Origin of the sequence: Streptomyces sp. NPDC058470 (assembly GCF_042721055.1) — a bacterium.
In the GTDB taxonomy this organism is placed as follows: Bacteria; Actinomycetota; Actinomycetes; order Streptomycetales; family Streptomycetaceae; genus Streptomyces.
The window spans coordinates 44,467-67,122 of record NZ_JBHXMF010000017.1; the positions used below are offsets into that span (position 1 = coordinate 44,467).

At 70.4% G+C, this 22,656-nt stretch carries 24 protein-coding genes; 8 read left to right on the top strand and 16 right to left on the bottom strand.

Features of this window, described 5'->3' with window-relative positions:
* Positions 1 to 78: 78 nt before the first annotated feature.
* Together eutC and eutB are read right to left on the bottom strand one after the other, a co-directional pair.
* Positions 79 to 864: an ethanolamine ammonia-lyase subunit EutC gene (gene eutC / locus ACFWP7_RS14910; protein ID WP_384381381.1), complete on the bottom strand. Its 786-nt coding sequence runs from the start codon at positions 862 to 864 to the stop codon at positions 79 to 81.
* A 108-nt stretch (positions 865 to 972) separates the two neighbouring features.
* Complete coding sequence (eutB, locus tag ACFWP7_RS14915; RefSeq protein ID WP_384381383.1) at positions 973 to 2,367, bottom strand: ethanolamine ammonia-lyase subunit EutB; 1,395 nt, start codon at positions 2,365 to 2,367, stop codon at positions 973 to 975.
* Between the two features lie 217 nt (positions 2,368 to 2,584).
* On the opposite strand from eutB, the gene ACFWP7_RS14920 reads away from it, so the two are divergent.
* Positions 2,585 to 4,105, top strand: a complete 1,521-nt coding sequence (locus ACFWP7_RS14920) for an APC family permease (RefSeq protein WP_384381385.1) — start codon at positions 2,585 to 2,587, stop codon at positions 4,103 to 4,105.
* A 107-nt stretch (positions 4,106 to 4,212) separates the two neighbouring features.
* On the opposite strand, the gene ACFWP7_RS14925 is transcribed toward ACFWP7_RS14920, so the two are convergent.
* Entirely contained in the window at positions 4,213 to 4,581 is a 369-nt protein-coding gene (locus ACFWP7_RS14925) for a VOC family protein (RefSeq protein WP_020549970.1), read from the bottom strand.
* 63 nt (positions 4,582 to 4,644) lie between these two features.
* On the opposite strand from ACFWP7_RS14925, the gene ACFWP7_RS14930 reads away from it, so the two are divergent.
* Positions 4,645 to 5,097, top strand: coding sequence for a MarR family winged helix-turn-helix transcriptional regulator (locus ACFWP7_RS14930; RefSeq protein ID WP_384381387.1), 453 nt, complete (start codon positions 4,645 to 4,647; stop codon positions 5,095 to 5,097).
* 371 nt (positions 5,098 to 5,468) lie between these two features.
* Here the strand turns inward: ACFWP7_RS14930 and ACFWP7_RS14935 are convergent, their stop codons facing one another.
* Together ACFWP7_RS14935 and ACFWP7_RS14940 are read right to left on the bottom strand one after the other, a co-directional pair.
* Positions 5,469 to 5,666 (bottom strand): DUF397 domain-containing protein, encoded by a 198-nt coding sequence (locus tag ACFWP7_RS14935; protein ID WP_384381390.1) that lies wholly within the window; start codon positions 5,664 to 5,666, stop codon positions 5,469 to 5,471.
* A gap of 20 nt (positions 5,667 to 5,686) precedes the next feature.
* The gene (locus ACFWP7_RS14940; protein ID WP_384381392.1) at positions 5,687 to 6,532 is read right to left on the bottom strand and encodes a helix-turn-helix domain-containing protein; all 846 of its coding nucleotides are present in this window, start codon (positions 6,530 to 6,532) and stop codon (positions 5,687 to 5,689) included.
* Between the two features lie 174 nt (positions 6,533 to 6,706).
* Here ACFWP7_RS14940 and ACFWP7_RS14945 point away from each other — a divergent pair, with 174 nt between their 5' ends.
* The 4 genes from ACFWP7_RS14945 to ACFWP7_RS14960 all read left to right on the top strand — a co-directional run bounded on the left by ACFWP7_RS14945 (position 6,707) and on the right by ACFWP7_RS14960 (position 8,042).
* Complete coding sequence (locus tag ACFWP7_RS14945; protein WP_384381394.1) at positions 6,707 to 7,120, top strand: ATP-binding protein; 414 nt, start codon at positions 6,707 to 6,709, stop codon at positions 7,118 to 7,120.
* A 24-nt stretch (positions 7,121 to 7,144) separates the two neighbouring features.
* Positions 7,145 to 7,480 (top strand): hypothetical protein, encoded by a 336-nt coding sequence (locus tag ACFWP7_RS14950; RefSeq protein WP_384381396.1) that lies wholly within the window; start codon positions 7,145 to 7,147, stop codon positions 7,478 to 7,480.
* Positions 7,473 to 7,664, top strand: a complete 192-nt coding sequence (locus tag ACFWP7_RS14955; RefSeq protein WP_384381398.1) for a hypothetical protein — start codon at positions 7,473 to 7,475, stop codon at positions 7,662 to 7,664. Before ACFWP7_RS14950 ends, ACFWP7_RS14955 begins: the two co-directional genes overlap by 8 nt.
* A 153-nt stretch (positions 7,665 to 7,817) precedes the next feature.
* Positions 7,818 to 8,042: a hypothetical protein gene (locus ACFWP7_RS14960; RefSeq protein ID WP_384381400.1), complete on the top strand. Its 225-nt coding sequence runs from the start codon at positions 7,818 to 7,820 to the stop codon at positions 8,040 to 8,042.
* Here the strand turns inward: ACFWP7_RS14960 and ACFWP7_RS14965 are convergent.
* From ACFWP7_RS14965 to ACFWP7_RS15000, 8 genes are all read right to left on the bottom strand, one after another.
* Positions 8,026 to 9,246 carry a cytochrome P450 gene (locus ACFWP7_RS14965; RefSeq protein WP_384381402.1) on the bottom strand — a complete coding sequence of 407 codons (1,221 nt, stop codon included), beginning with the start codon at positions 9,244 to 9,246 and terminating at the stop codon, positions 8,026 to 8,028. The two genes, ACFWP7_RS14960 and ACFWP7_RS14965, sit on opposite strands and share 17 nt — an antisense overlap.
* An 86-nt stretch (positions 9,247 to 9,332) precedes the next feature.
* Positions 9,333 to 10,010, bottom strand: a complete 678-nt coding sequence (locus tag ACFWP7_RS14970) for a response regulator (RefSeq protein WP_384381404.1) — start codon at positions 10,008 to 10,010, stop codon at positions 9,333 to 9,335.
* On the bottom strand, positions 10,007 to 11,353 hold the full coding sequence (locus tag ACFWP7_RS14975) for a sensor histidine kinase (RefSeq protein WP_384381406.1): 1,347 nt from the start codon (positions 11,351 to 11,353) through the stop codon (positions 10,007 to 10,009). Before ACFWP7_RS14975 ends, ACFWP7_RS14970 begins: the two co-directional genes overlap by 4 nt.
* Before the next feature lie 200 nt (positions 11,354 to 11,553).
* On the bottom strand, positions 11,554 to 12,231 hold the full coding sequence (locus ACFWP7_RS14980; protein WP_384381408.1) for a response regulator: 678 nt from the start codon (positions 12,229 to 12,231) through the stop codon (positions 11,554 to 11,556).
* Positions 12,228 to 13,952, bottom strand: coding sequence for a sensor histidine kinase (locus tag ACFWP7_RS14985; protein ID WP_384381410.1), 1,725 nt, complete (start codon positions 13,950 to 13,952; stop codon positions 12,228 to 12,230). Before ACFWP7_RS14985 ends, ACFWP7_RS14980 begins: the two co-directional genes overlap by 4 nt.
* Positions 13,953 to 13,962: 10 nt before the next feature.
* Positions 13,963 to 15,201: an acyltransferase gene (locus ACFWP7_RS14990; RefSeq protein WP_384381412.1), complete on the bottom strand. Its 1,239-nt coding sequence runs from the start codon at positions 15,199 to 15,201 to the stop codon at positions 13,963 to 13,965.
* 133 nt (positions 15,202 to 15,334) lie between these two features.
* Positions 15,335 to 16,234 carry an alpha/beta hydrolase gene (locus ACFWP7_RS14995; protein ID WP_384381557.1) on the bottom strand — a complete coding sequence of 300 codons (900 nt, stop codon included), beginning with the start codon at positions 16,232 to 16,234 and terminating at the stop codon, positions 15,335 to 15,337.
* Between the two features lie 512 nt (positions 16,235 to 16,746).
* Positions 16,747 to 17,790, bottom strand: a complete 1,044-nt coding sequence (locus ACFWP7_RS15000; protein ID WP_384381414.1) for an alpha/beta hydrolase — start codon at positions 17,788 to 17,790, stop codon at positions 16,747 to 16,749.
* Positions 17,791 to 17,971: 181 nt separating this feature from the next.
* On the opposite strand from ACFWP7_RS15000, the gene ACFWP7_RS15005 reads away from it, so the two are divergent.
* Complete coding sequence (locus ACFWP7_RS15005; RefSeq protein WP_384381416.1) at positions 17,972 to 18,670, top strand: TetR/AcrR family transcriptional regulator; 699 nt, start codon at positions 17,972 to 17,974, stop codon at positions 18,668 to 18,670.
* Between the two features lie 373 nt (positions 18,671 to 19,043).
* On the top strand, positions 19,044 to 19,631 hold the full coding sequence (locus ACFWP7_RS15010; RefSeq protein ID WP_384381559.1) for an FHA domain-containing protein: 588 nt from the start codon (positions 19,044 to 19,046) through the stop codon (positions 19,629 to 19,631).
* Between the two features lie 48 nt (positions 19,632 to 19,679).
* On the opposite strand, the gene kynU is transcribed toward ACFWP7_RS15010, so the two are convergent.
* From kynU to ACFWP7_RS15025, 3 genes are all read right to left on the bottom strand, one after another.
* On the bottom strand, positions 19,680 to 20,960 hold the full coding sequence (gene kynU / locus ACFWP7_RS15015) for a kynureninase (protein WP_384381418.1): 1,281 nt from the start codon (positions 20,958 to 20,960) through the stop codon (positions 19,680 to 19,682).
* Positions 20,953 to 21,861 (bottom strand): tryptophan 2,3-dioxygenase family protein, encoded by a 909-nt coding sequence (locus tag ACFWP7_RS15020; RefSeq protein ID WP_384381420.1) that lies wholly within the window; start codon positions 21,859 to 21,861, stop codon positions 20,953 to 20,955. Before ACFWP7_RS15020 ends, kynU begins: the two co-directional genes overlap by 8 nt.
* A 152-nt stretch (positions 21,862 to 22,013) precedes the next feature.
* Positions 22,014 to 22,427 (bottom strand): DUF3151 domain-containing protein, encoded by a 414-nt coding sequence (locus tag ACFWP7_RS15025; protein WP_384381422.1) that lies wholly within the window; start codon positions 22,425 to 22,427, stop codon positions 22,014 to 22,016.
* Positions 22,428 to 22,656: the final 229 nt, after the last annotated feature.

Sequence of the window (22,656 nt, forward strand, 5' to 3'; positions counted from 1 at the left end):
CGTCCCTTGTCCCTGGGGGCTGCCGCCCCCAGACCCCCGCTTCGGCCTGGACGGCCTCGTCCTCAAACGCCGGACGGGCTAAAGGCTCGCGGTCACCCCGTCCGACTCGTCCTTCAGAGCCACCCCCGTCCCCCCGAGCTCCCGCGCCCGCCGCATCAGCGCCGCCAGCTTGGCGGCAGCCCCCGCATGGGACAGCCCCAGCGGCGGCCGGATGTTGGAGAGGCAGTTGCGGTCGGCGTCCGTCGTGGCGCCCGGGACGGGGGCGTAGGTGAGATACGCGCCCAGCGAGTCCGCCGCGGACATACCGGGACGCTCGCCGATGAGGACGACGGCCATCGTGGCACCCAGCGCGTGGGCGATGTCGTCGCCGAGAGCCACCCGGGCCTGCTCGGCGAGGACGACCGGGGCGATTCGCCAGCTGCCGGGCAGCAGCGAGGTGGTCTTGTGGATCACCGGCGCCGCGTGCTCGTGCACGGCCCGGCTCGACAACCCGTCGGCGACCACGAACACCACGTCCCAGTCGTCCCGGGGCAGATGGGCCCGGTCGAGGTCGTCGAGACGGCGGCCCAGGTCGGGGCGCTGGAGATAGGTGAGCCGGTCGGGGGCGGCGCTCCGGACCCGTACGGTCGGAACTCCCGTCAGCGCGGCCGCCACCACCTCCGGTTCGAACGGTGAGTGCACCGCGTCCCGCGCGGCGGCGTGCGCGGCCTGGAGCTCAAGCCGGTGCCGCGTCGGCAGGGCCGAGCCCGCCCTGCCGAGGCCGATCCGGGCCTGGGTGTGCCGGCGCAGGGTGGCCCACATCGCGGCGTCGGACTCGGGCGCCACCAAGGCCCGTACCAGCTCAGCCAATTGACGATCCGTCATGCGCTCCAACTCCCAGCAACCGATCCACAACCATCACAGGCGCCAACTCCCAGCAAGAGATTCGCAATCCGTCACGCCGCCAACTCCCAGCAAGGGATTCGCAATCCGTCACGCCGCCAGCTCCCTGCCGATCGTCATCAGGGGATGGGCCGTGCCGGAGACGTCGCGTATGCCGCCCGTGCCGTCCAGGAGCCCGATCCCTTCCAGCCACGCCTCGAACTCCGGTGCCGGGCGCAGGCCGAGCACTTCGCGCAGGTACAACGCGTCGTGGTAGGAGGCGGATTGGTAGTTGAGCATGATGTCGTCGCCGCCCGGCGTGCAGATCACGAAGGAGGCGCCCGCGACGCCGAGCATCGTGAGCATGGTCGCGATGTCGTCGTCATCGGCGTCGGCGTGGTTGGTGTAGCAGATGTCCAGGCCCATCGGCAGGCCGAGGAGCTTGCCGCAGAAGTGGTCCTCCAGTGCCGCCCGCAGGATCTGGCGGCCGTCGTACAGGTACTCAGGGCCGATGAAGCCGACGACGGTGTTCACGAGGAGTGGGTCGTAGCGGCGGGCCACGGCGTACGCGCGTGCCTCCACCGTCTGCTGGTCCACACCGTGGTGCGCGTCGGCGGACAGCGCGCTGCCCTGGCCGGTCTCGAAGTAGAGGGCGTTGTGCCCGACGGTGCCCCGGCCCAGCGCCTTCGCGCCCTCGTGCGCCTCGTCGAGGAGGCCGAGGGTGACGCCGAAGGAGGCGTTCGCGGCCTGCGTACCGGCGACGGACTGGAAGACGAGGTCGACGGGGGCGCCGCGTTCCATCAGGTCGATGCTCGTCGTCACATGGCACAGGACGCAGGACTGGGTGGGGATGTCGTACCGGGCGATCACACCGTCCAGGAGGTCCAGGAGATCCCGTACCGCCTTGGGACTGTCGGTCGCCGGGTTGATGCCGATGACGGCGTCGCCGGAGCCGAGGAGGAGCCCGTCCAGGAGCGCCGCGGCGACACCCGCCGGGTCGTCGGTGGGGTGGTTGGGCTGGAGGCGGGTCGCCAGGCGGCCGGGCAGGCCGATGGTGGAGCGGAAGGCGGTGACCACGCGCACCTTGCGGGCGACGGCGACCAGGTCGGCGTTGCCCATGAGTTTGGAGACGGCGGCGACCATTTCCGGTGTCAGACCGGGAGCCAGGGCGGCGAGGGCCGCCGCGTCCGCCGTCGCGGACAGCAGCCACTCGCGGAACTCGCCGACCGTGAGCCCGGCCACCGGCATGAAGGCCGCCGCGTCGTGCGTGTCCACGATCAGCCGGGTCACGTCGTCGTCCTCGTACGGGATCACCGGCTCGGCGAGAAACCGTGCGAGCGGCACATCCGCGAGAGCCCACCGCGCCGCGACCCTGGCCTGCGCGGATTCGGCGGCGAGACCGGCGAGCCGGTCGCCGGACCGCTCGGGGCTCGCGGCGGCGAGCAGCCGGGCCAGTCCGTCGAACCGGTAGCTCCGGCCGCCGAGGGCCGCGGTGTAGGTGGTCATGTCGGCGACCGTACGAAGGGCCGGGACCCGGGGTCCATGGCCGGCCGGAGAGTTTACGCAGACGTTCGATCCTCAGCCGGTCTAAAGGTCTAGTTGACAAACATTTAACGCCCCGACCTGCGGGGCGAATCATTCGGCCAGCAGGATTCCGGCCCATTGAGCACGAGCAGTAGCGGGCAGTGACCAGCAGACAGTGATCGAGGAGAGGGGCCACCCCATGGCGGTTCAAGAGGGCGTAGCCCCCGGAGGTCCGGATACCGCCGAGGCTTCCGGAGGCACCGTCCACCGGCTGAAGCCGAACGCGATCGGCCTGCTCGGCGTGGTCTTCATGGCCGTCGCCACCGCGGCCCCGATCACCGCCATGACCGGCAACGTGCCCTTCATGGTCTCCGCCGGCAACGGCATCGGCGCCCCCGCCAGCTACCTCGTCGCGATGGCCGTACTCGCCGTCTTCGCGGTCGGTTTCACCGCGATGGCGAAGCACATCACGTCCACCGGTGCCTTCTACGGCTTCATCTCCTACGGTCTCGGCCGCACCGTCGGACTGGCGTCCGGGCTGCTCGCGACCTTCGCGTACGTCGTCTTCGAGCCCGCGCTCATCGGCATCTTCTCGACCTTCGCCACGACGACGCTGAATGACCAGACGGGACTGGACATCCCGTGGTGGGCGTTCGCGATCGTGATGCTCGTGGTCAACGCCACGGGTACCTGGTTCGGTGTCTCGGTCGCGGAGAAGCTGCTGGTTGTGCTGCTCGCCACCGAGGTGACGGTGCTGGCCGCGATGGCGATATCCGTCGCCCTGCACGGCGGCGGCCCGCACGGCTTCACCTTCGGTCCCATCAACCCGGTCAACGCCTTCCAGGGAACCAGCGCCGGGCTCGGCCTCTTCTTCGCCTTCTGGTCGTGGGTCGGCTTCGAGTCGACGGCGATGTACGGCGAGGAGTCGCGCGACCCGAAGAAGATCATCCCCAAGGCGACGATGATCAGCGTCCTCGGTGTCGGCGTCTTCTACGTCTTCGTCTCCTGGATGGCCATCATCGGCAACGGCGAGACGGAAGCGGTCGCCGCCGCCTCCTCCTCGAACCCTCTCGCGCTCTTCTTCAACCCCACCGAGCGGTACGTCGGCCACTGGGCCGTCGACGTCATGCAGTGGCTGATGATCACCGGCTCGCTGGCCTGCGGCATGGCCTTCCACAACTGCGCAGCCCGCTACATGTACGCCCTGGGGCGCGAGGGTGTCCTGCCCTCCCTCCAGCGGACGATCGGGCGGACCCACCCCGAGCACGGCTCCCCGCACATCGCGGGTCTCGTCCAGTCCGTCGTCAGCGCCGTCCTGATCGGCGCGTTCTGGATCGCCGGCAAGGACCCGTACACCGGTACGTACGTCCTCCTCGCCATCCTCGGCACCATGGCCATCCTGGTCGTCCAGGCCGTCTGTTCCTTCGCGGTGCTCGCCTACTTCCGCACCCACCACCCCGAAAGCAGGCACTGGTTCAAGACCTTCACCGCCCCCCTCATCGGCGGCCTCGCGATGCTCGGCGTGGTCGTCCTGCTGCTCTCCAACATGGGCGCGGCGGCGGGGGCGGAGTCCGGCTCGCTGGTCCTGAAGGCGACCCCGTGGATCGTGGCGCTGGTCGCGGTGGGCGGCCTCGGGTACGCGACCTATCTGAAGCGACGTGCTCCGGAGCGGTACGCGCTGCTGGGGCGGACGGTGCTGGAGGAGACGAAGGAGCGTTGACCTGCTCTCCCTGCTGAAGGCAGGGAGATTCCGGCCTTCCGGTCCGGAGCCCTGCCGCTACGCGGCACGAGCTCCGGACCGGATTCCGTGGCTTCCCGCCTCGCCGATCAGGCGCGGTCGTGGAGAGTGACCTGGTAGCCGTCGGGGTCGGCGAAGGTGAAGGTCCGACCGAAGGGGCCGTCGATCGGTGCGGAGACGATCGTGTGACCGTCGGCGACGAGAGCATCGTGAATGGCCTGGACGTCTGTGGCGTGGAGCCAGATCGCGGCCCCGATGCCGGGCTGGGCAACGGATGCGAGATCGGTGCCGGGAACGACGTCGCGAAGTGCGAACGCGATCGGCTTCGTCTCGAAGACGACGGCGTGCGGAGGTCCGGCCTGCGAGCGGACGAGGCCTAGGTACTGCTCGTAGAACGCCTGCGAGGCGTCGAGGTCGCGCGCCTGGAGCGAGATGAAGTCGGGGCCGGTGGCAGGCATGATGATGCTCCTTCTCTTCGTGTCAGCTTTCTGACACAGGTCAATCTATGTCAGAATGCTGACATGAATCAAGACGGTGTAGACCTGGAGAGGTCACTGGGCTACCTGCTGAAAGAGGCGTCGAGCGTCCTCCGCGCAGCCATGGAGGAGGTGCTGCGGCCGCTCGGGATGAGCGTGACGCACTACTCCTGCCTCGAGCTGCTGGCTCAACGACCGGGCTTGTCGAACTCCGACCTCGCGCGGGGCGCGTTCGTGACACGGCAGTCGATGAACGTGCTGCTCCAGGCCCTGGAACGAGAGGGCTACGTGACCAGGCCTGCGGAGGCACCCGTCGGGAAGGTTCTTCCCACGCGGCTCACGCCTCGCGGCCGACGGAGCCTGGAGAAGGCGACCGTAGCTGTCCGGTCCGTCGAGGTCAGAATGCTGGCCGGCATGACCGAGGCCGAGCAGTCAGGCGCGTTCCGGATCCTGCAGAGCATGATCCATTCCCTGCGCGATGGCAACGACGGTGCATAGCTCGTTCCCCGGCGCACGTCTCGTCGCGCCCGGACAGGAGCGCAGCCGAGCGCAAAAATCCGTGCCGGCGACCTCGAAACCGACAGACACCGACAGACACCGACTACACCCTCTTCTGCGATGAGCCGGTTTGCCATCGCGCGGGGCGACCTGCCAGTGCGTACACGGGAGGCATCCTCCAACGCATCGCCGTCGGTCTTGGCCAGGGCCCGGCCCCAGGTCGTGGTGACCGGCACCAGGCCGTCGACGCCCTGCCGTCGACGCTCCGCGTCGACGCGGGTGCCCATGCCGTTGCGGATTGGCAGATGTGTACCAACGGCAGCCGCGGTAACGCCTGTTCACGGCCCACATGTCCGGGACAGATCTGCCAATCAGTGGCCGAACTCACCGGCCTGCGCGCCCGTGACGAATGCCCGCCAGCTCTCGCGGGAGACCGCGAGCAACGGCCCGGCCTGCGCCTTGCTGTCGCGTACGGCACGGCCGCCGGTTGCTGTGGCGGCGACCTCGAGGCAGTTGCCTTCCTGCCCGGAGTACGAGGACTTGCGGAAGGTGCTTATGACCTCGGTCACGATGGGGCTTCCTTGCTACTTCACAGTGCGCTGCGGATGAGTCGCGCACTGGCGTCCGGTGCCATGGCTGCCGATCGTAGTTGGTCGTACGCGTTGGCGTAAGCGGCAAGATCCTCGGGGGCCTCAAGTACCGAAGTACCCCGCAGGTTCTCCATGGTTACGGCCTCTACGGTCGGCTCGGATTCGAAGCTGAAGGAGGAGAAGGCGTACGTCGAACCCGCCACCGCGCCCGCGCTGAACGGCAGCACCTGAACCGTGACGTTCTTCCGCTTCCCGACCTCAAGGATCGCGGATAGCTGGTCCCGGTGAATCCCGACGCTCACCAACGGGTGCGCGATGACCGCTTCCCAGAGGATGGCGGTGTACGCGGCCCCACCTTCCTCGATCTTCGCCTGTCGTCCTTCGCGCACCTTCACCAACTGGGCAACCCGTTCAGGAGCAACGTAGTTGGGGCCCTCCGTAATGATCGCCTCCGCGTAGGCCGGAGTCTGAAGGAGCCCCGGGACCAGAACCGGCTGCCACTCGCGGATGTACGTCGCGTCGTCCTCCAACGCGATGTGGTCGAGGTAGTCCGGCCGCAGGTGTTCGGCATGCTCGAGCCACCAGCCGCGCCGGTTCGACTGTTTGGCCAACGCCTCCAGTTTCTCGCGGACTTCGGGCTCGTCGACGCCGTACGCCTGCAGCATCGCCCGGATCTCGATGGGGCGGGCGATGACATGTCCGGTCTCGATGCGGCTGACCCTGGTCTGATGTGCCGCGATCACCTCGGCTGCCTGCGGCTGGTCGAGCTTGGCGAACAGCCGGTACCTCCTGAGCGCTGCGCCAAGTCGCCTGCTGCGCACGGTCGGTCGTCCCCCTGCGGGCATCGCACACCTCTCTCCTTCGCAAGCCCACTGTAGAGCAAGGCAAGTACAGCACATTTGTACGACAGCATGTATGCGAATTTACTGGTTGCGGTTTTCCCTCTTGCGCCCCTAGCCTCAAAGTCACGCGCCCACACCCGGCGCCGTCTTGACTGCCCGTCAGGAGGGAAAACCGCCATGCCCACCGCCACCTTCCACATCCCCAAACACAGACGACACGTTCCAACCGCACGGCAGCACGTACGCCGAACCCTCGCCGACTGGGGACTCACCGGCGAACTCGCCGACAGCGTCACCGTGTCGGCGAACGAACTCGTCACCAATGCCGTGGCCCACTGCCGTGTGACGCTCGCCCGGATCGAGGTCACGCTCTCCGTGCAGGGTCCTGACCTGGTCCTCGAAGTCTCGGACCCCGACAGGGACAGGCTTCCGCAGGCCCGCGACCACGGCCCGGACGGCGAGGGCGGGCGCGGCCTGGTCCTCGTCGGGCGGTTGGCCGACGCGTGGGGGCACAGGCAACAGCCGTACGCGAAGTGCGTGTGGGCCAGGTTCGCCATTGCGGAGAAACCCTGCCTAGAAGGCAGCAGTTGAGTGGCTGTGTCAGAGGCTGTGTCAGTGGCTCTGTCAACGGCCGGACCGGAGTTGTCGGCATTGCAGAACGCCATCCTGTGCATGGTCGCCCTGCTGGGCGCGTTGCTTCCCTTTCAGCCGCGCAGGCCGGTCGGACACGCGACGTCGGATCCGCACAACGTCGCCCAGCCCGTACGGACCCCGGACCCGTACGTGGGGCCCGTGCCGAACCCGCGCGTTGAAGCTTGGCTCCCGCCCGAGCCGTGGCAACGCGGCTGGGGCGACGCCGACGACGCCGACGCCGACCCGGTCCGCCCGTACGTGCGCGAAGCCATGGGCGAGGAGTGGTCCCCGGGCGGATGGCGGCCAAGGCATGAGTGAAGCGAAGGACAGCGTGCGGGTGTCGGACGCGCCGGAGGAGCGGGAGTGGCTCGCGTGGCTCAGTCATGTGAAGACATGCACCGGTGACTGCCGACACCACGGCAGGGACTGCGCCACCGCGGCCGAGCTGCGCAAGGCGTTGCGCGAGGCGCGGGCCCTGATCGAGAGCGTCACGCCCCGATGACTGCCGTTCCGGAGGCGCCGCAGCAGTTGGGCGGAAGCCGCGCCCCCAGCGCTGGGCAGTGCAACACCCCTGGGGACTCAAGTAGTTCACACAGGGACACAAGGCAGCGGCGCCACGGGAACCCCGAGCCTCCGCGCCACGTCCGTGACAGGCATGGGGCAACGGATGCAGGCCGCCGGCGGATGTCTGATCGCCGTCGTCGGCGCGGGCGCGGGGCTGGCGGTGTGGACCATCGGCTTCCAGGGGCGGTTCCGGCGGTTCGAGCAGGGGCCCGACTGGAGTGTGGTCTACGCGGAACTGCCGTTGATGGTTCTGGGCGGGGTGGCCGCCTCACTGGGACTCTGGGCCCTCGGCCGACGGGTCAGAGCGCGACGCTGAGTCCCTCCAGCCCCCGGATCACAAAGGCTGGCTTGCGCTGCGGCTCGGCGGCGAGGGTGAGGGTCGGGGCCTGGTCCAGCAGCGCACGCAGGGAAGCCGTCAGTTCCAGACGGGCAAGCGGCGCACCGATGCAGTAGTGGATGCCCGCGCTGAAGGAGATGTGCGGGTTGTCCGCGCGGGAGAGGTCCAGCTCCTCCGGGGCGGCGAAGACGGCCGGGTCGTGGTTGGCGGAGCCGAAGAGCATGGCGATCTCGGAGCCGCGGGGGATGGTCGTACCGTCGATCTCGATGTCGTCGAGCACCCAGCGCTCGAAGAGCTGCAACGGGGTGTCGTACCGCATCAGTTCCTCCACGGCCGTGGGAACCAGCGAGTGGTCGCCGCGGAGGGCGGCGAGCTGACCGGGGTTGCGGAAGAGGGCCCACCAGCCGTTCACCGTGGCGTTGACGGTCGCCTCGTGCCCGGCGTTCAGGAGCAGGACGCAGGTCGAGATCATCTCCTGTTCCGTCAGCCGCTCCCCGTCCTCGTACGCGGCGATCAGGCCCGAGATCAGATCCTCGCCCGGTTCCTTGCGGCGGGCCTCGATCAGCCCAAGGAGATACTCCGTGAACTCCTCCGAGGCCCGGACCGCCTTCGCCGCCGTCTCCTGCGACGGGTTCATCTCGTACATCCCGCAGATGTCCGCCGACCACGGCCGCAACGGCGCCCGGTCGGACTCCGGGATCCCCAGCATCTCGGCGATCACCGAGACCGGCAGCGGCTCGGCGACATCCGTGAGCAGGTCCCCGCCGCCCGCCGCGACCAGCCCGCTGACCAACTCGCCGGCCAGCCGGTCCACATACGGCCTGAGCTGCTCCACCGTGCGCGGCGTGAACGCCTTCGACACCAGCCGCCGGATCCGCGTGTGGTCCGGCGGCTCCAGGTCGAGCATCCCGTTGTCGTTGAGCACGTGGAACGGCTCGTGCTCGGGCCGCGGCGCCGCGCGTCCGAAATCCTCGTGCGTGAAACGGTGCTGGTAGGTCCGGCCGAGGCGGCGGTCCCGCAGCAGCGCCGACACGTCCGCGTGATGCGGGACCACCCACTGCTTCGTGGGCTCGAAGTACTGCACCCGGCCAAGGGCACGCAGTTCCTCGTACACGGGGTACGGGTCCGCCAAGAACGCCGGGTCCCACGGGTCGAAGGCCTGCGGAGTCTGCAAAGCTGCCATGAACGGACGCTAGCCCGACCCGCCCCTCCCTGACCAGGGGCGTCTCCACGGACCGCCCCTATCGGACCACCGCGCCCACCCCCTGCTCACCTGGGCGTGACCAGCCGTGCCTCGTACGCGAACACCGCCGCCTGCGTACGGTCCCGAAGGCCCAGCTTCACCAGGATCCGGCTCACATGAGTCTTGATCGTGGACTCGGCGACGAACAGCCTCGTCGCGATCTCCGCGTTCGACAGGCCCTGCGCGATCAGGACGAGCACCTCCGTCTCCCGGTCGGTGAGTTCGCCGTACGCCGCCTGCGCCGTGGCCGAGAGCCTGGGCGCGTCCGCGAGCTTGGAGAACTCGGTGATCAACCGTCTGGTCACGGAGGGAGCGAGCAGCGCCTCCCCGGCCGCCACCACCCGCACCCCGTCGGCGAGCTGGCGTGCCGAGGCGTCCTTGAGGAGGAAGCCCGAGGCTCCCGCCCGCAGCGCCTGGTACACGTACTCGTCGAGGTCGAACGTCGTCAGGACCAGCACCTTCGCGGCGCCGTCCGCCGCGACGATCTCCCGGGTCGCCTCGATCCCGTTCATCTCCGGCATCCGGATGTCCATCAGCACCACGTCCGGGGCGAGCTCGCGGACCCGCTCGACCGCGTCCCGGCCGTTGACCGCCTCGCCCACCACCTCGATGTCGGGCATGGCGCCGAGCAGCACGGAGAAGCCCTCGCGGATCATCACCTGGTCATCGGCGATCAGGACGCGGATGGGAGCGCCGCCTGTCATGAGGACTCCTCCGCGGCGGGTACCGGCAGGAACACCGCCACCTCATATCCCCCGTCGTCCGTCTCGCCCGCCGTCATCTCGCCGTCCAGCATCGTGACGCGCTCGCGCATGCCGGTGATGCCGTGCCCCGCGCCGTGTGTCGACTTCGCCAGGCTCGTCTTCGGTGCGGGGCCGTTGACTATGCGCAGGCCGAGCCCGCCGAGGACGTAGCCGATCTCGACGCGGGCCGCCGCGCCCGGCGCGTGCCGCAGGGCGTTGCTGAGGGCCTCCTGGACTATGCGGTACGCCGACAGCTCGACGCCCTGCGGGAGCCCGCGCACCGCGCCGGTGACCAACTTGTCGACGGTCAGGCCCGCGTCCCGCACATTGGCGAGGAGCGCGTCGAGGTCGGCGAGGGTGGGCTGGGGGGCGTCCGGCGCCTCGTAGTCCTCCGCCCGGACGACACCGAGCACGCGGCGCAGCTCGGTCAGGGCCGCCACCGCGTTCTCCCGGATCGTGACGAAGGCCTGCTCCAGCTCGGGCGGCGGGTTCTCCACCCGGTAGGGGGCGGCCTCGGCCTGGATCGCTACCACCGACATGTGGTGGGCGACCACATCGTGCAGCTCGCGGGCGATCGTCGTGCGCTCTTCGAGAAGGGTGCGCCGGGAACGCTCGTGCGCCGTCTCCGACTGGTGGGCGGTCACCTCCTGCTGGGCATCCCGGCGTACATGAAGGACGGTGACGACCAGGAGAGCCACGGCGGAGACGAAGAGCAGCGGCACGGTGTTGGTGCCGATGTAGTAACCCCCGTGGAAGAAGGTCTCGGCGACGATCCCGTACAACGCGGTCAGCGTCCACATCCACGCGGCGGTGCGCGGCCTCGTCCGTAGCGCCACGACCGTCAGCACCACCAGGTGGGTGGCGAAGCTGCCTGTCGGCCACGGCCAGTCGCTCCAGCTGTCGCCGAACACCGCGGCGACCGGCGTCGCCGCGAACGAGAACCAGAAGGCACCGACCGGCCGGACCAGCGTCAGCAGGACCGGGAGCAGGGCGAGGAGTGCGCACACCAGCGTCACTATGTTGCCGCTGCCGGCGGTGGCGGCGTTCGCGACGGTCATCGCGAACAGTCCGGCCGCCGCCACCACGGCGTGCGGGGTCCAGGCCGCGTACTTCCGTATGCCCGCGGGCAGCCGTCGGGTGAGCGGGCCGTCCACCCGCATCCGCGGCAGCGGACGGTAGGCGAAGGCGTCATGGAACAGGTCCTGCCGCAGCCCGCGCAGGGCGTCCGCGGCCAGCCGGAACTCCGGGCTGCGCGGCTTTGCCCCGCCCGGCGGCGTCATCTGCGTCTGGGTCGTCTCGGTCACATTGAAAAGGTAGGCCGACTGCGGGGTCGCGGTCGTCACCAGGGAGGAGGGTCCTTCGGGGTCCGTCTCAGGTACTACGGGTATCGCCGCAGTCCGTACGACGGAGGAGAGCGGAGGGGAGCTGTGGGGAGCGGAGGAGGCGGAGGGGAGCCTCGGAGGCAGAGGGGAGCTGAAGGGATGGCGGGCTGGACAGTCGCGGCTCAATAGCCGGACGGGCGTACCAGTCCTGACTCGTAGGCGAAAACCGCCGCCTGGGTGCGGTCGCGCAGGCCGAGCTTTACCAGGATGCGGCCCACGTGGGTTTTCACGGTCTGTTCGGCGACGACGAGGCGCTCGGCGATCTCCGCGTTCGACAGGCCTTGGGCGATGTGGGCGAGGACCTCCGTCTCGCGCTCGGTCAACTCGCCCACGCGCTGTTTGAGGGGGGAGCGGGGTGTGGAGTCGAGCCGGGAGAACTCGGCGATGAGGCGGCGGGTGATCCCGGGCGCGAGCAGGGCGTCGCCGGCCGCGACCACGCGTACCGCCTCGGCGAGCTGGTCCGCGGACGCGTCCTTGAGCAGGAACCCGGAGGCACCGGCGCGCAGGGCGTCGTACACGTACTCGTCGAGGTCGAAGGTGGTGAGCACCAGCACCTTGATCCGGGGTGTCTCGTCGGTGATGCGTCTGGTGGCGTCGATGCCGCCGAGCTCGGGCATGCGGATGTCCATCAGGACGACGTCCGGGGTGAGTTCGGCGACCTGGGCAATCGCGTCCAGGCCGTCGACCGCCTGGCCGACCACCTCGATGTCGGGCTGGGTGTTGAGCAGCACGGTGAAGCCCTGCCGGACCATCTGCTGGTCGTCGGCGATCAGTACGCGAATGGTGCCGCTGCTCGTCATGGGTTCTCTTCTCCTGCGAAGTCTGTGGAACCTGTGGTGCTTGTGGCGCCGCATGCGGTGCCGCCTGTGGCGTCTGTGGTGTCTGTGGTGCCGCATGCAATGCCTGTGGTGCCTGAAGTACCCGTGGAGTTCGGGATGGCTGTGGCGGCCGCGACGGCCCTGGTGCCTGAGGACTTCGCTATGACCGTGGTGGCTGTGGACTTCGCGATAGCCGTGGTGGCTGTGGACTTCGCGACGGCCGTGGTGGCTGTGGAGTTGGCGTCGGCGGAGGCGTCAGGGTTCGCGGCGTCGGGATTCACGGCGTCGGGATTCGCGCCGTCAGGGTTCACGCCGTCGGGATTCGCGCCGTCGCCGCGAGGCAGGAAGGCCGCCACCACGAAGCCGCCGTGCGAGGTCTCCGAGGTCATGAGGGTGCCGCCGAGCATCGCGGCGCGCTCGCGCATGCCGAGCAGACCGTGGCCCGCGCCCGGTGACGGCGGCGCCGGGCGCTCGGGTCTGGAGTTGATGACCCGTACCTGGAGTCCACGGGGGAAGTGGCAGAGCTCGACGCGGACCACCGAACCGGGAGCGTGCCGCAGGGCGTTGCTGAGGGCCTCCTGGATGATCCGGTAGGCGGACAGTTCCACACCTGGCGGGAGGGGGAGTTGCTCGCCGGTGATCTCGGTGGTCACTGCCAGTCCGGCGGCACGGGTGTTCTCGACGAGGGCGTCGAGGCGGTCGAGCGTGGGCTGCGGGGAGTTCGGGGTGGCGCCGGTGCCGGCCCCGAGGCCGTACGGGTCCTCCGGGTTCTCCGAGCGCAGGACGCCGAGGACGCGGCGCAGCTCGGTGAGTGCCTCCAGGGCGTTCTGTCTGATTCCCTCCAGGTTCTCCCTGAGCTCCTGTGGCGGGTTCTCGACGAGGTGCGGGGCGACCTGGGCCTGGATGGAGATCACCGACATGTGGTGGGCAACCACGTCGTGCAGCTCGCGCGCGATACGGCTGCGCTCCTCCAACAGCGTGCGGCGGGCCCGCTCTTCGGCGGTCAGCGAGGCCTGCTCGACGAGCTGGTTGCGGGCCTCGCGGCGGCCATGGAGGGCGGTGCCGAGGAGGACGACGGCGGCGAAGACGAGGACCGCCGGCACGCCCGTCGAGGAGTACGACACGGCACCGAGCAGTCCCTGGAAGACGTACGTCAGCAACGCGGTGAAGGCCAGTGCCTCCAGGGCCACCCGGGTGGGCACCCGTAGAGCGAGCAGGAACAGCACGATCGCGTGGGCGATGATGCCGGGCCCACCCCATGGCCAGGAGACGTCGCTCTCGTGATGGTTGCCCGCCGGGTTCAGGGTCAGGCCGGGGCGTGCGGCCTCGGCGGCCACGAACGTGGCGACCAGCGAGAGCCACCAGGCCGGAACGGGCCGCCACAGCACGAGCACCACGCCGATGCCCTGGGCCAGCGCGGTCAGCACACCAAGCTCCGGGCTCACGCCGTAGCCGGTGGTCATCTGGTCCGTGTTGGCGACGCTCGCGACGACCGCGGCCACGATGACCACGACATGCGGGAACCACCGCAGCCGCCGGGGCCGCGACAGCGGCGGCAACGGCAGCCGGGCGACGTTTCCCCCGTCCTCCAACAAGATCCGCAGCATTGCGCGGAGTCGTTGCGCGACCACCTGCTCGATCGAGGGAGGTGGCGGGGCGGAGTCTTCGTCGCGCGTGATGCCGTTGTCGATTGCCCCGTCCACGGGGTCAACCCTAGGCACGGGGAACCGACTTCACTCCGGCGGAGCAAGGGCGGCGGTGGACGCGGACGACTCGGGAGGGTCCGCCGGTGCGGCGGCGGGGGCCCTGTTCGTAGATACGAAAGGCGGAGCAGCAGACGGCGAGGGCGAGGGCGAAGACGGGGAGCCAGGCGAGACGGGCCGCCACCCAGTCGAGGTTGTCGGGGACGGTGTGCAGGCCGGGGAGCCGACCCGCGAGGAGGCCCAGGGCGGTGACCGCCATCAGGGAGGTCTGGTGCCACAGAAATATCGTCATCGCGGAGAGATTGGCGAGTGCCACCGCAGCCCAGGCCGCAGGGCGCCTCATCCACCGGCGCAGCGGCCCCCTCAGCAGTAGGGCGAGACCGCACTGGGCCAGCCCGAAGGTGACGACGGCCAGCGTCGGCGGGTCCAGGTTGGAGACCGCGGCGCCCGGGACGCCGACCATCGACACCGGATATCCCGCCCCCATCACCAGCCCCACGGTCGCCGCCGCCCCGCAGCCGAACAGCACCCAACCGGCGCGCCGACTGTCCAGCTCACCGCGCGTCCAGGCCGCGCCCAGCGTGAACGGCACCAGCCAGCCCGCCGCGACGTTCACCCAGCCGAGCCAGGCCGGACCGCCGAATCCGAAGCGAATGAGATCCACATGGAGAACGACGGCCAGCGGCCACAGCGGGTTGAGCCGCGTCAACAGGGGCGTCGCCGCGGTCAGTCCCGCGAAGACCAGGAGGAACCAGAGCGGGGACAGCGCCAGCTTCACCAGCGTATGGACCGTCTCGAAGTCCGTGCCCGATGCAAGCAGGCAGGCCGCGGCCACCGTCCAGAGGGCCAGCACCACCGCCGCCGGTTTGAAGAGGCGGGCCAGGCGGGCCCGCAGCCACTGTCCGTACGTCGTGCCACGGGCCCGCGCCGACGCGTAGCCCTTGGTGGCCACATGGCCGCCCACCAGGAAGAACACGGCGAGCGTCTGGAAAGCCCAGGAGATGGGGGCCAGCCAGGGCATGTGCTGCAACGGGCCCGCCGCGCGCAGCGCGCCGCCGTCCGCGACCAGGGCCGTCACCAGCCAGTGGCCGAGTACGACACCGACGATCGCGAGGGCACGCAGGGCGTCGACAGCGCGGTCCCGCTCAACGGGGGTCGCCTCGTCGATGCGACGGCGACGGGCGCCGGTGCTGATGCCGTGCGCTGCCGCCGCCGCCCGTATACCGGTGCCGGGCCCGGCAGTTCGCATGACGTGCGGGTACGACGGGTTCGACGGGTTCGATGGATGCGACGGGTTCGATGGATGCGATGGGTTCGATGGATGCAACAAGTGCGCGGGATTCAACAAGTCCGCCGGGTGTGACGAGTGCGCCGGGTGTGACTCACGCACGGGTTACCTCCAAGGTGTCGCCGAGGACGATTCGGGCGAGGTTGTCCAGGGACACCGAGCCCGGTGTGAAGTAGTCGCTGTGGCCGACGCTGCCCGCCGCGAAGACGTGGGCGCCGTAGTCCGGAGAGACCGGGTCGGTGCCGAAACCGATGATCGTGCCGAAGAGGTCGGCGCGCATCTGCGGGACGCCCGCTATCCAGTCGTCGGCGCCGCGGGCAGCCCAGACGCGGGCGAACGTGTGCAGTGCCGCGACCGAGTCCACGCCGGTGCCCGGGCTGCCGACGAGCACGATGTCGTCCACGTCCAGGCCCTGCGCCGCACGTCCGCAGACCACCGTGCCGTAGGAGTGGCAGAGCAGAGAGACGGCCGTCTTCTCGCCGACGACGCCCCGCAGTTCCCGTATGAACCCTTTCAGGCGCGGGGCCGCGGCGTCGGCTCGGTCTGCGGTCAGCACCGTGGTGCTCACCGTGCGGGGTGCCTCATAGCCGAGCCAGGCGACGACGGCCGTACGCGGGCCGAGGCGCTCGTGCAGGGCGAGGGCTCCGGCGCGGAACCGGTCGTACGTCTCCAGCGTTGTGTCGGAGCCCGGGACCAGGATCGCGACGCGGTCCGCCTCGGCGAGGTCGCCGAACACCTCGACGGCCTGGCCCGGGCCCCGGCCGTCGAAGGAGAGGAAGTGGCGGGAGGAGTCGGCCATGGCCCGGTCCGCGGCGGCTCGGGTGCTGTCGCCACGGTCCGCGGCCATACGGGCCGCCTCCGCGGCGTTCGCAGCATTGGCCGCGTACGCCTCGTCCAGCGTCGATGCCGTCACGGGGGCGAGCGCCGCGGGCGCCGGGGCGGGGATCCGCGGCCGGGCAGCCGCGGCGGCCACGGGGAGGACGACGGCACCCATGACCAGCGCTGCGAGCAGGGTGCGGCGCAGCCGCCGGACCACTCGTCCGGCACGCCCACCGGGCGTCGGCCTCGCCACCACCGGCACCACCGGCACCACCGGCACCACGACAGGCACGGACATCGACATCGACTCCGACCCCGGCCCCGGTCCTAGCTCCGACTCCAGCCCTAACTCCGACTCCGCCCCCGCAGGCGATACCCCTCTGCCCGCCATACTCTCCTTTGCCTCGAACCTCATGCCGATCTCCCCTCCCCGTACGCCCGCTCATCAGGCGCCACTGGATGGGAAGTTACGGATCATCACCTGTCGTCGGCGTCCCGCCAGGGAGCTCACTTGGGAGGTAGCTCTCAGGTATTAGGGGTATGACCGGGCAGCCAAACGCGTGCCGTGCAGTTATCCCGGGGGCTTGCTGCGACTCGCTGCGACTTAGGGCGACTTGCTGGGGCTTGCTGGGGCTTGCTGCGACTACTGGGGCTCGATTTTGGCACGTGGATGGCTCATGCCATCCGTCACCAAGCCAGTTGGGCGATCTCCTCGGCCACCACCGCGCACGCGTCCGCCGCCGGATCGATCAGCGGAAAGTGCCCGACGTCCTCAAGGAGCGTCAGGCCCACGACCTCGCCCGCCTTCGCGGCCGCGTCGGCGTACGACTCGGCGACCGCCTGCGGGACGACGATGTCGGTACGGCCCTGTACGAGGGTCGTGGCGATGCCGGTGGGGAGAAGGTGCGCGGGATCGGCGTACGGCAGGCGTTCCGCGAACCTGCCTTCCCCGCCGAGGAGTTGGCGCGCCGCCCCACCGCACACGTCGAGTTTCTCGGCGACCCGGAAGTCGGCGATCGGGGCGAGGGCGACGACTCCGCGCAGGGGGGCCGGGCGGTCCGTGTACCAGGGGGCGTCGGCCGGCAGGAGGTGCCGGGCCGAGACCCAGAGGGCGAGATGGCCGCCCGCCGAGTGGCCCGTGACCACGATGCGGCGCGGGTCGGCCTGCGGCAGTTTCTCCCGTACGAGCTCGGGCAGGGCGTCGAGCGCGGCCGCCACGTCGTCGAACGTGTCCGGCCAGCGGCCGGCGACCGGAGCGTCGTCACTCTGAGCGGGGACCGCACCGCCCTGCGTGGGTACTTCACTCCCGCGCGCCGGGACCGCACCGCCCTGCGCCGGAACCGTGCCACCCTGCCCGGGTACCGCACCACCCCGGCGGTACTCGACGTTGGCCACGGCGAAACCGCGGCGGGCCAGGAAGTCCACGAACGGGGTGATGTGTTGGCGGTCGTACGGGGCACGCCAGGCGCCGCCGTGCAGGACGACCACGAGGGGGGCGAGGACGGCGGGATCGGGCTCGCGCGGGGCGTAGAGGTCGATCACCTGGTCGGGATGGTCGCCGTACGCAACGGTGACGTCGGGGTCGACGGGCGGGTGCGAGAAGGCGGACGCCTCTTCCGCGGCGTCGCGGCTCACGGCCACCTCGCGACTCACGGCCACCTCGCGGCTCGCGGCGGCGTCGCCTGCTCCCGCGTGCCCGGCGTCGTCCCGGGCTGCGGCGTCGTCCTGCATGCTCCAACCTCTCAGCGGTGAAACGGATTTGGCGGACCAGGGGGGAATTCGGCCGTTGGCGGGGACGCTATCAGGCCCGTGACGTGCGTCGACACGGGGATGTCACTGTCGGTAAAGGCCAAACGGTTCTGCTGTTTCGTTACGCTGGCGGGCAGCGACCATGTCCATGAGGGAGTCCGCCATGTCCGCCGAACCCGCCGTGCCCGCGGAGCCCACCGAACCGGCCGAACCCGTCGAGCCCACCGAACCCGCTGAACCCGCTGAACCCACCGAACCGGCCGAACCCGGCACCGTACGCCCCGGAGGTCGCACCGCCCGCGTCCGTGCGGCCGTACTGCGCGCCGCGGGTGACGTACTCGCCGAGCAGGGTTTCGCGCATCTCGACCTCGCCGATGTGGCACGGCGGGCCGAGGTGGGCAAGACCACGGTGTACCGGCGGTGGGGGTCCGTGACCGGGCTGGTCGCCGATCTGCTGAGCGACATGGCGGAGCAGTCGCTGCCCCGTTCGGAGACCGGGTCGGTGCTGGGCGACCTGCGCGCCAATGCCGCACTGGTACGGCGGACGCTCGCCGATCCCCGGCAGGGGGCGCTGTTCCGGGCGGTCATCGCCGCGGCGGCGGGCGACGGGCGTACGGCGGAGGCATTGCGGCGGTTCTACGACGTCCGGGTCTCGGAGTGGGCGCCCTGCGTCGAACAGGGCGTGGCCCGGGGGGAGTTGCCGCCGGGTACCGACTCCGCACTGGTCGTGCGCGCGGTGTCGGCGCCGCTCTACTACACCCTGCTCACCACGGGGGTCGCCCCGGACCCGGCCGCCGCCGACCGCGCGGCAGAAGCCGCCGTCGCCGCAGCCGTGGCCGGGGTGTACGTCACCGCCGAGTGACCCACGGAGAGGCCACTTACTACGCCACACATCCACCCCGCAATCCCCAAAACTGCGGATTGCGGGGCGCGCCCGCGCACCAGGAGCATGGACCCAACTCGGCTATTTCGTGACATTCGTGACGCCTGAGGGCGGTGAGCCGGAACGGGACCGCGGTACACCCGGACGGGGCTGCGGTACGGGGGAGTGATGTTCCATGCCGGGAACACCGAGAACACCGGGAGCACCGAGAACAACCGGGGGCACCGAGCGCACCCGGAGCACCAAGATCACCTGGGGCAGGTGTTGACCCGCCCTACCTCGTCGTGACCGTGCCCGCGCACCTCGCGGGCACGCGGGCACGCGGTGGAAGCTGACGCGGGACTCGCACATCATCGGACGGTTCGGTGACATCAGGCTGACGGCGCCGGACGTGAGCAAGCCCCATGCCGAGCTGCGGCAGGGCAGCGACGGGGTCTGGCTGAACGACCTCGCGTCGAGCAACGGCGTCCTGCGCAACGGAGTCCCGCACAGCGGAGTCCGCATCGAACCGGGCCGCCCGGTCAGGCTGTCCGAGGGCGACCAACTGCGGTTCGGGTCCATGTGGTTGACGTTCCGAAATCCCGCCGACGAGCCCGACACCCGCCTGATCCCCCAGACGGGCGCCCCCGGCCCCCGGCCCCCGGCCCAGCCCCAGCCCCAGCGCCTCCACCGTCACCGACGTCCGCGACTTCCGCAGCCGCAACCGCAACCGCAACCGTCACGGCGGCGCCGCCGCCCTCCCCGACGCCGAGCGGCTGAGCAAGTTCACGCGGGAGCTGGGCAGCCAGCTTCAGGATCCGCAGCCCAACCGGACCGTCGTACGCAGTCTGCTGGACTCCCTGACGGCGGGAGCCGGCAGCGTGACCGCCGTACTCGCCGCCGTCACCGGACTCACCCAGTTCGCCTCGCGGTTCCTGTGAAACCGTCACTGCTCCTGTGAACCGGTCACCGTTCCTGTGAACCGGTCACCGTTCCTGTGACCGGTGGGTCATCCCAGGACCCCCGCGAGCACCCTCGCCGCCCGCTCCACATCCGCGAAGCCGACGTACAAGGGAGTGAAACCGAACCGAAGGACGTCCGGGTGCCGGAAGTCGCCGACGACCCCCCGCTCGATCAGGCCCTTCATGACCTCGCCCGCGTCCGCGCACCGCAGTGCCACCTGGCTCCCGCGCTCCGCGTGCGCGGACGGCGTCAGGGGCTGCACCCGGCCTTCGGGAACGTACGCCGCGACGCACTCCAGGAAGAAGTCCGTCAGGGCGAGGGACTTGGCGCGTACGGCGTCGATGGAGAGGCCCTCCCACACCTCCAGGGCCGCCTCAAGGGCCAGCATGGACAGGATGTCCGGGGTGCCGACCCGGCCCCGCAACGCGCCCGGGGCCGGGGCGTACGACGGATCCATGCCGAAGGGGTCGGCGTGCGAGTTCCAGCCCGGGAGAGGGGAGTCGAAGCGGTCCTGCAGTTCTTCGCGCACATAGAGGTACGCCGGTGAACCCGGGCCGCCGTTCAGGTACTTGTAGGTGCAGCCGACCGCCAGGTCGACCCCGTGGGCGTCGAGGCCCACCGGCAGGGCGCCCGCGCTGTGGCACAGGTCCCAGACGGCGAGGGCGCCCGCGGCGTGGATCGCGGAGGTCAGCGACGGGAGGTCGTGCAGCCGGCCGGTGCGGTAGTCGACGTGGTTCAGCAGGACCGCCGCCGTACGGGGGCCCAGCGCGTCCACCACCTCGCCCGGCGCGACGGGACGCAGCGTGCGGCCCGTCAGACGCGCGGCCGACTGGGCGATGTAGCCGTCCGTCGGGAACGTCGTCGCGTCGACCAGGATCTCGTCCCGGTCGTCCCCGGCCAGCCGCACGGCGCCCACAACCGCCTTGAAGACGTTGACACTTGTGGAGTCGCCCACCACGATCTGGCCGGGCGCCGCCCCGACCAGCCGCCCGATCCGGTCACCGATCCGCTCCGGCGCCGTCCACCAGCCGCTCTCGTCCCAGGACCGGATCCGCAACTCGCCCCACTGACGGCGTACGACGTCGTCGAGGTGGCCCGGTACGTTCGCGGGCAGCGCGCCGAGCGAGTTCCCGTCCAGGTACACCACGTCGTCGAGGACGAACCGCTCACGCAGCCCGGCCAGTTCGTCGGCGGAGTCGAGCTCTTCGGCCCTGCTCCGCAGCTTGTTCAGTTCCTCTGCGGAGCCCAGCCCCTCAGCGATACCGCGCAGCCCGGCCGGTACGTCGGCGGAGCCCAGCCCCTCAGCCCTGCTCCGCGGCTCAGACATGGGACCTCGCCGTCCACAGCTCCGGGAACACGTTCTTCTGCGCCCGCTTCTCCAGCCAGGCGACCCCGGCGGAGCCGCCCGTGCCCGTCTTCGCGCCCATCGCACGGCGCGTGGCGACAAGGTGGTCGTTGCGCCAGCGCCACACGAGCTCGGCGACATCCGTCAACGCCTCGCCGAGACGGGCGAGTTCGGCGTCCTCGTCGCCCGCGTACAGCGACGTCCACACCTCCTCCACCTCCGGCGAGGACTCGTAGCGCAAGGACACATCGCGTGTGAGCACCGACGCCGGGATCGCATGCCCGCGCCGCGCCAGCAGCCCCAACACCTCGTCGTACAGGCTCGGTTCGTGCAGCGCCTTCTCCAGCTCCGCGTGGACGCGCGGTGCGCCCCGGTGCGGGACCAGCATGGACGCGGACTTCTCGCCGAGCAGGAACTCCATCCGGCGGTACATCGCGGACTGGAAGCCGGAGCCCTCGCCGAGGGCGGCGCGGTAGGAGTTGAACTGGGCCGGCGTGAGCTGTGCGAGGGGCCGCCAGGACGCGTTCAGCGCCTCCAGCTCCCGTACGGACCGCTTCAGCGCGGCCACCGCGACCGGCACCCGGTCCTCGCGGAGCGCCTTCGCCGCCGTCTCCCACTCATGGACGATGACCGTGAACCACAGCTCCATGACCTGGGTGGTCACCAGGAAGACCATCTCTCCGGGGTCGTCGGAGCGGGTCTGCTGGAGGTGGGTGAGGACATCCGCCTGTACGTAGTCCTCGTACGGGGTGGTCCCCTGGAAGTCGAGATGCGGGGTCTCGGGCTCCTGAGCCTCTGCGAGAGGGGCCCCGGTGAGAGGGGCCTCGGTGAGACGGATCTCGGCGGGATGGGCCTCTGCGGGCTGAGCCTGCTGGGACGACATCGCTGTCTCCTGATGCGTACTCCGGGTAGCGGTCCGCCCCTGCCGATTCCGACACGGGGGCCCCGGTCCCCACCGGCATCCTCCGCAATCGTCCCCCGAAAACGCAAGGCCCGCCTGGTCACACCAGGCGGACCTGCACAAACGCGGTCGCGCTAGCCCAGCGTGTGCGCCGCCGTCGGGGAGGAGTCCTTCAGGAACTGGCTGCAGCGCTCGTACTCCTCCTGCTCGCCGATCGCCTGTGCGGCGCGGGCGAGGCCATGGAGGGCGCGCAGGAAGCCGCGGTTCGGCTCGTGCTCCCAGGGGACCGGGCCGTGGCCCTTCCAGCCGCTGCGGCGCAGGGAGTCCAGGCCTCGGTGGTAGCCGGTACGGGCGTAGGCGTACGACTCGACGACGCTGCCGCGCTCGTACGCCTCGTCGGCGAGCTGCGCCCAGGCGAGGGAGGAGGTGGGGTACTTGGCGGCGACGTCTGCGGGGGCCGTGCCGTTCGCGAGGAGCTCGCGGGGCTCGGGGTCATCAGGGAGGTGGGTCGGGGGCGGTCCCCCGAGGAGGTTCTCGTGAATCGTCATGGGCTCCAGTCTGCGGCATTCCCGGGCGCGGGTCGTGCCCTCGATGCCCGGAGGTTTTTCGCCCCCTCCGCCCTTACCCATTCCCGTCCCTTGGGGGCCCCGCCCCCAAACCCCCACCCCTCAAACGCCGGAGGGGCTGAAAATCTCCAGCCCGTCCGGCATTTGAGGACGAGGCCGTCCAGGCCGACAGCGGGGGCCTGGGGGCGGCAGCCCCCAGAAACAGGACGGG

What these genes read in the sequence shown, in the direction of transcription:
- eutC (WP_384381381.1), bottom strand. Translation starts at nt 864, where the DNA reads ATGACGGATCGTCAATTGGCTGAGCTGGTACGGGCCTTGGTGGCGCCC.
- ACFWP7_RS14980 (WP_384381408.1), bottom strand. Translation starts at nt 12,231, where the DNA reads ATGACGAGCAGCGGCACCATTCGCGTACTGATCGCCGACGACCAGCAG.
- ACFWP7_RS14920 (WP_384381385.1), top strand. Translation starts at nt 2,585, where the DNA reads ATGGCGGTTCAAGAGGGCGTAGCCCCCGGAGGTCCGGATACCGCCGAG.
- ACFWP7_RS14970 (WP_384381404.1), bottom strand. Translation starts at nt 10,010, where the DNA reads ATGACAGGCGGCGCTCCCATCCGCGTCCTGATCGCCGATGACCAGGTG.
- ACFWP7_RS14960 (WP_384381400.1), top strand. Translation starts at nt 7,818, where the DNA reads ATGGGGCAACGGATGCAGGCCGCCGGCGGATGTCTGATCGCCGTCGTC.
- ACFWP7_RS14955 (WP_384381398.1), top strand. Translation starts at nt 7,473, where the DNA reads ATGAGTGAAGCGAAGGACAGCGTGCGGGTGTCGGACGCGCCGGAGGAG.
- ACFWP7_RS14995 (WP_384381557.1), bottom strand. Translation starts at nt 16,234, where the DNA reads ATGGGTGCCGTCGTCCTCCCCGTGGCCGCCGCGGCTGCCCGGCCGCGG.
- ACFWP7_RS15005 (WP_384381416.1), top strand. Translation starts at nt 17,972, where the DNA reads ATGTCCGCCGAACCCGCCGTGCCCGCGGAGCCCACCGAACCGGCCGAA.
- kynU (WP_384381418.1), bottom strand. Translation starts at nt 20,960, where the DNA reads ATGTCTGAGCCGCGGAGCAGGGCTGAGGGGCTGGGCTCCGCCGACGTA.
- ACFWP7_RS14945 (WP_384381394.1), top strand. Translation starts at nt 6,707, where the DNA reads ATGCCCACCGCCACCTTCCACATCCCCAAACACAGACGACACGTTCCA.
- ACFWP7_RS15020 (WP_384381420.1), bottom strand. Translation starts at nt 21,861, where the DNA reads ATGTCGTCCCAGCAGGCTCAGCCCGCAGAGGCCCATCCCGCCGAGATC.
- ACFWP7_RS14925 (WP_020549970.1), bottom strand. Translation starts at nt 4,581, where the DNA reads ATGCCTGCCACCGGCCCCGACTTCATCTCGCTCCAGGCGCGCGACCTC.
- ACFWP7_RS15025 (WP_384381422.1), bottom strand. Translation starts at nt 22,427, where the DNA reads ATGACGATTCACGAGAACCTCCTCGGGGGACCGCCCCCGACCCACCTC.
- ACFWP7_RS14990 (WP_384381412.1), bottom strand. Translation starts at nt 15,201, where the DNA reads ATGCGAACTGCCGGGCCCGGCACCGGTATACGGGCGGCGGCGGCAGCG.
- ACFWP7_RS14965 (WP_384381402.1), bottom strand. Translation starts at nt 9,246, where the DNA reads ATGGCAGCTTTGCAGACTCCGCAGGCCTTCGACCCGTGGGACCCGGCG.
- ACFWP7_RS14940 (WP_384381392.1), bottom strand. Translation starts at nt 6,532, where the DNA reads ATGCCCGCAGGGGGACGACCGACCGTGCGCAGCAGGCGACTTGGCGCA.
- ACFWP7_RS15000 (WP_384381414.1), bottom strand. Translation starts at nt 17,790, where the DNA reads ATGCAGGACGACGCCGCAGCCCGGGACGACGCCGGGCACGCGGGAGCA.
- ACFWP7_RS14930 (WP_384381387.1), top strand. Translation starts at nt 4,645, where the DNA reads ATGAATCAAGACGGTGTAGACCTGGAGAGGTCACTGGGCTACCTGCTG.
- eutB (WP_384381383.1), bottom strand. Translation starts at nt 2,367, where the DNA reads ATGACCACCTACACCGCGGCCCTCGGCGGCCGGAGCTACCGGTTCGAC.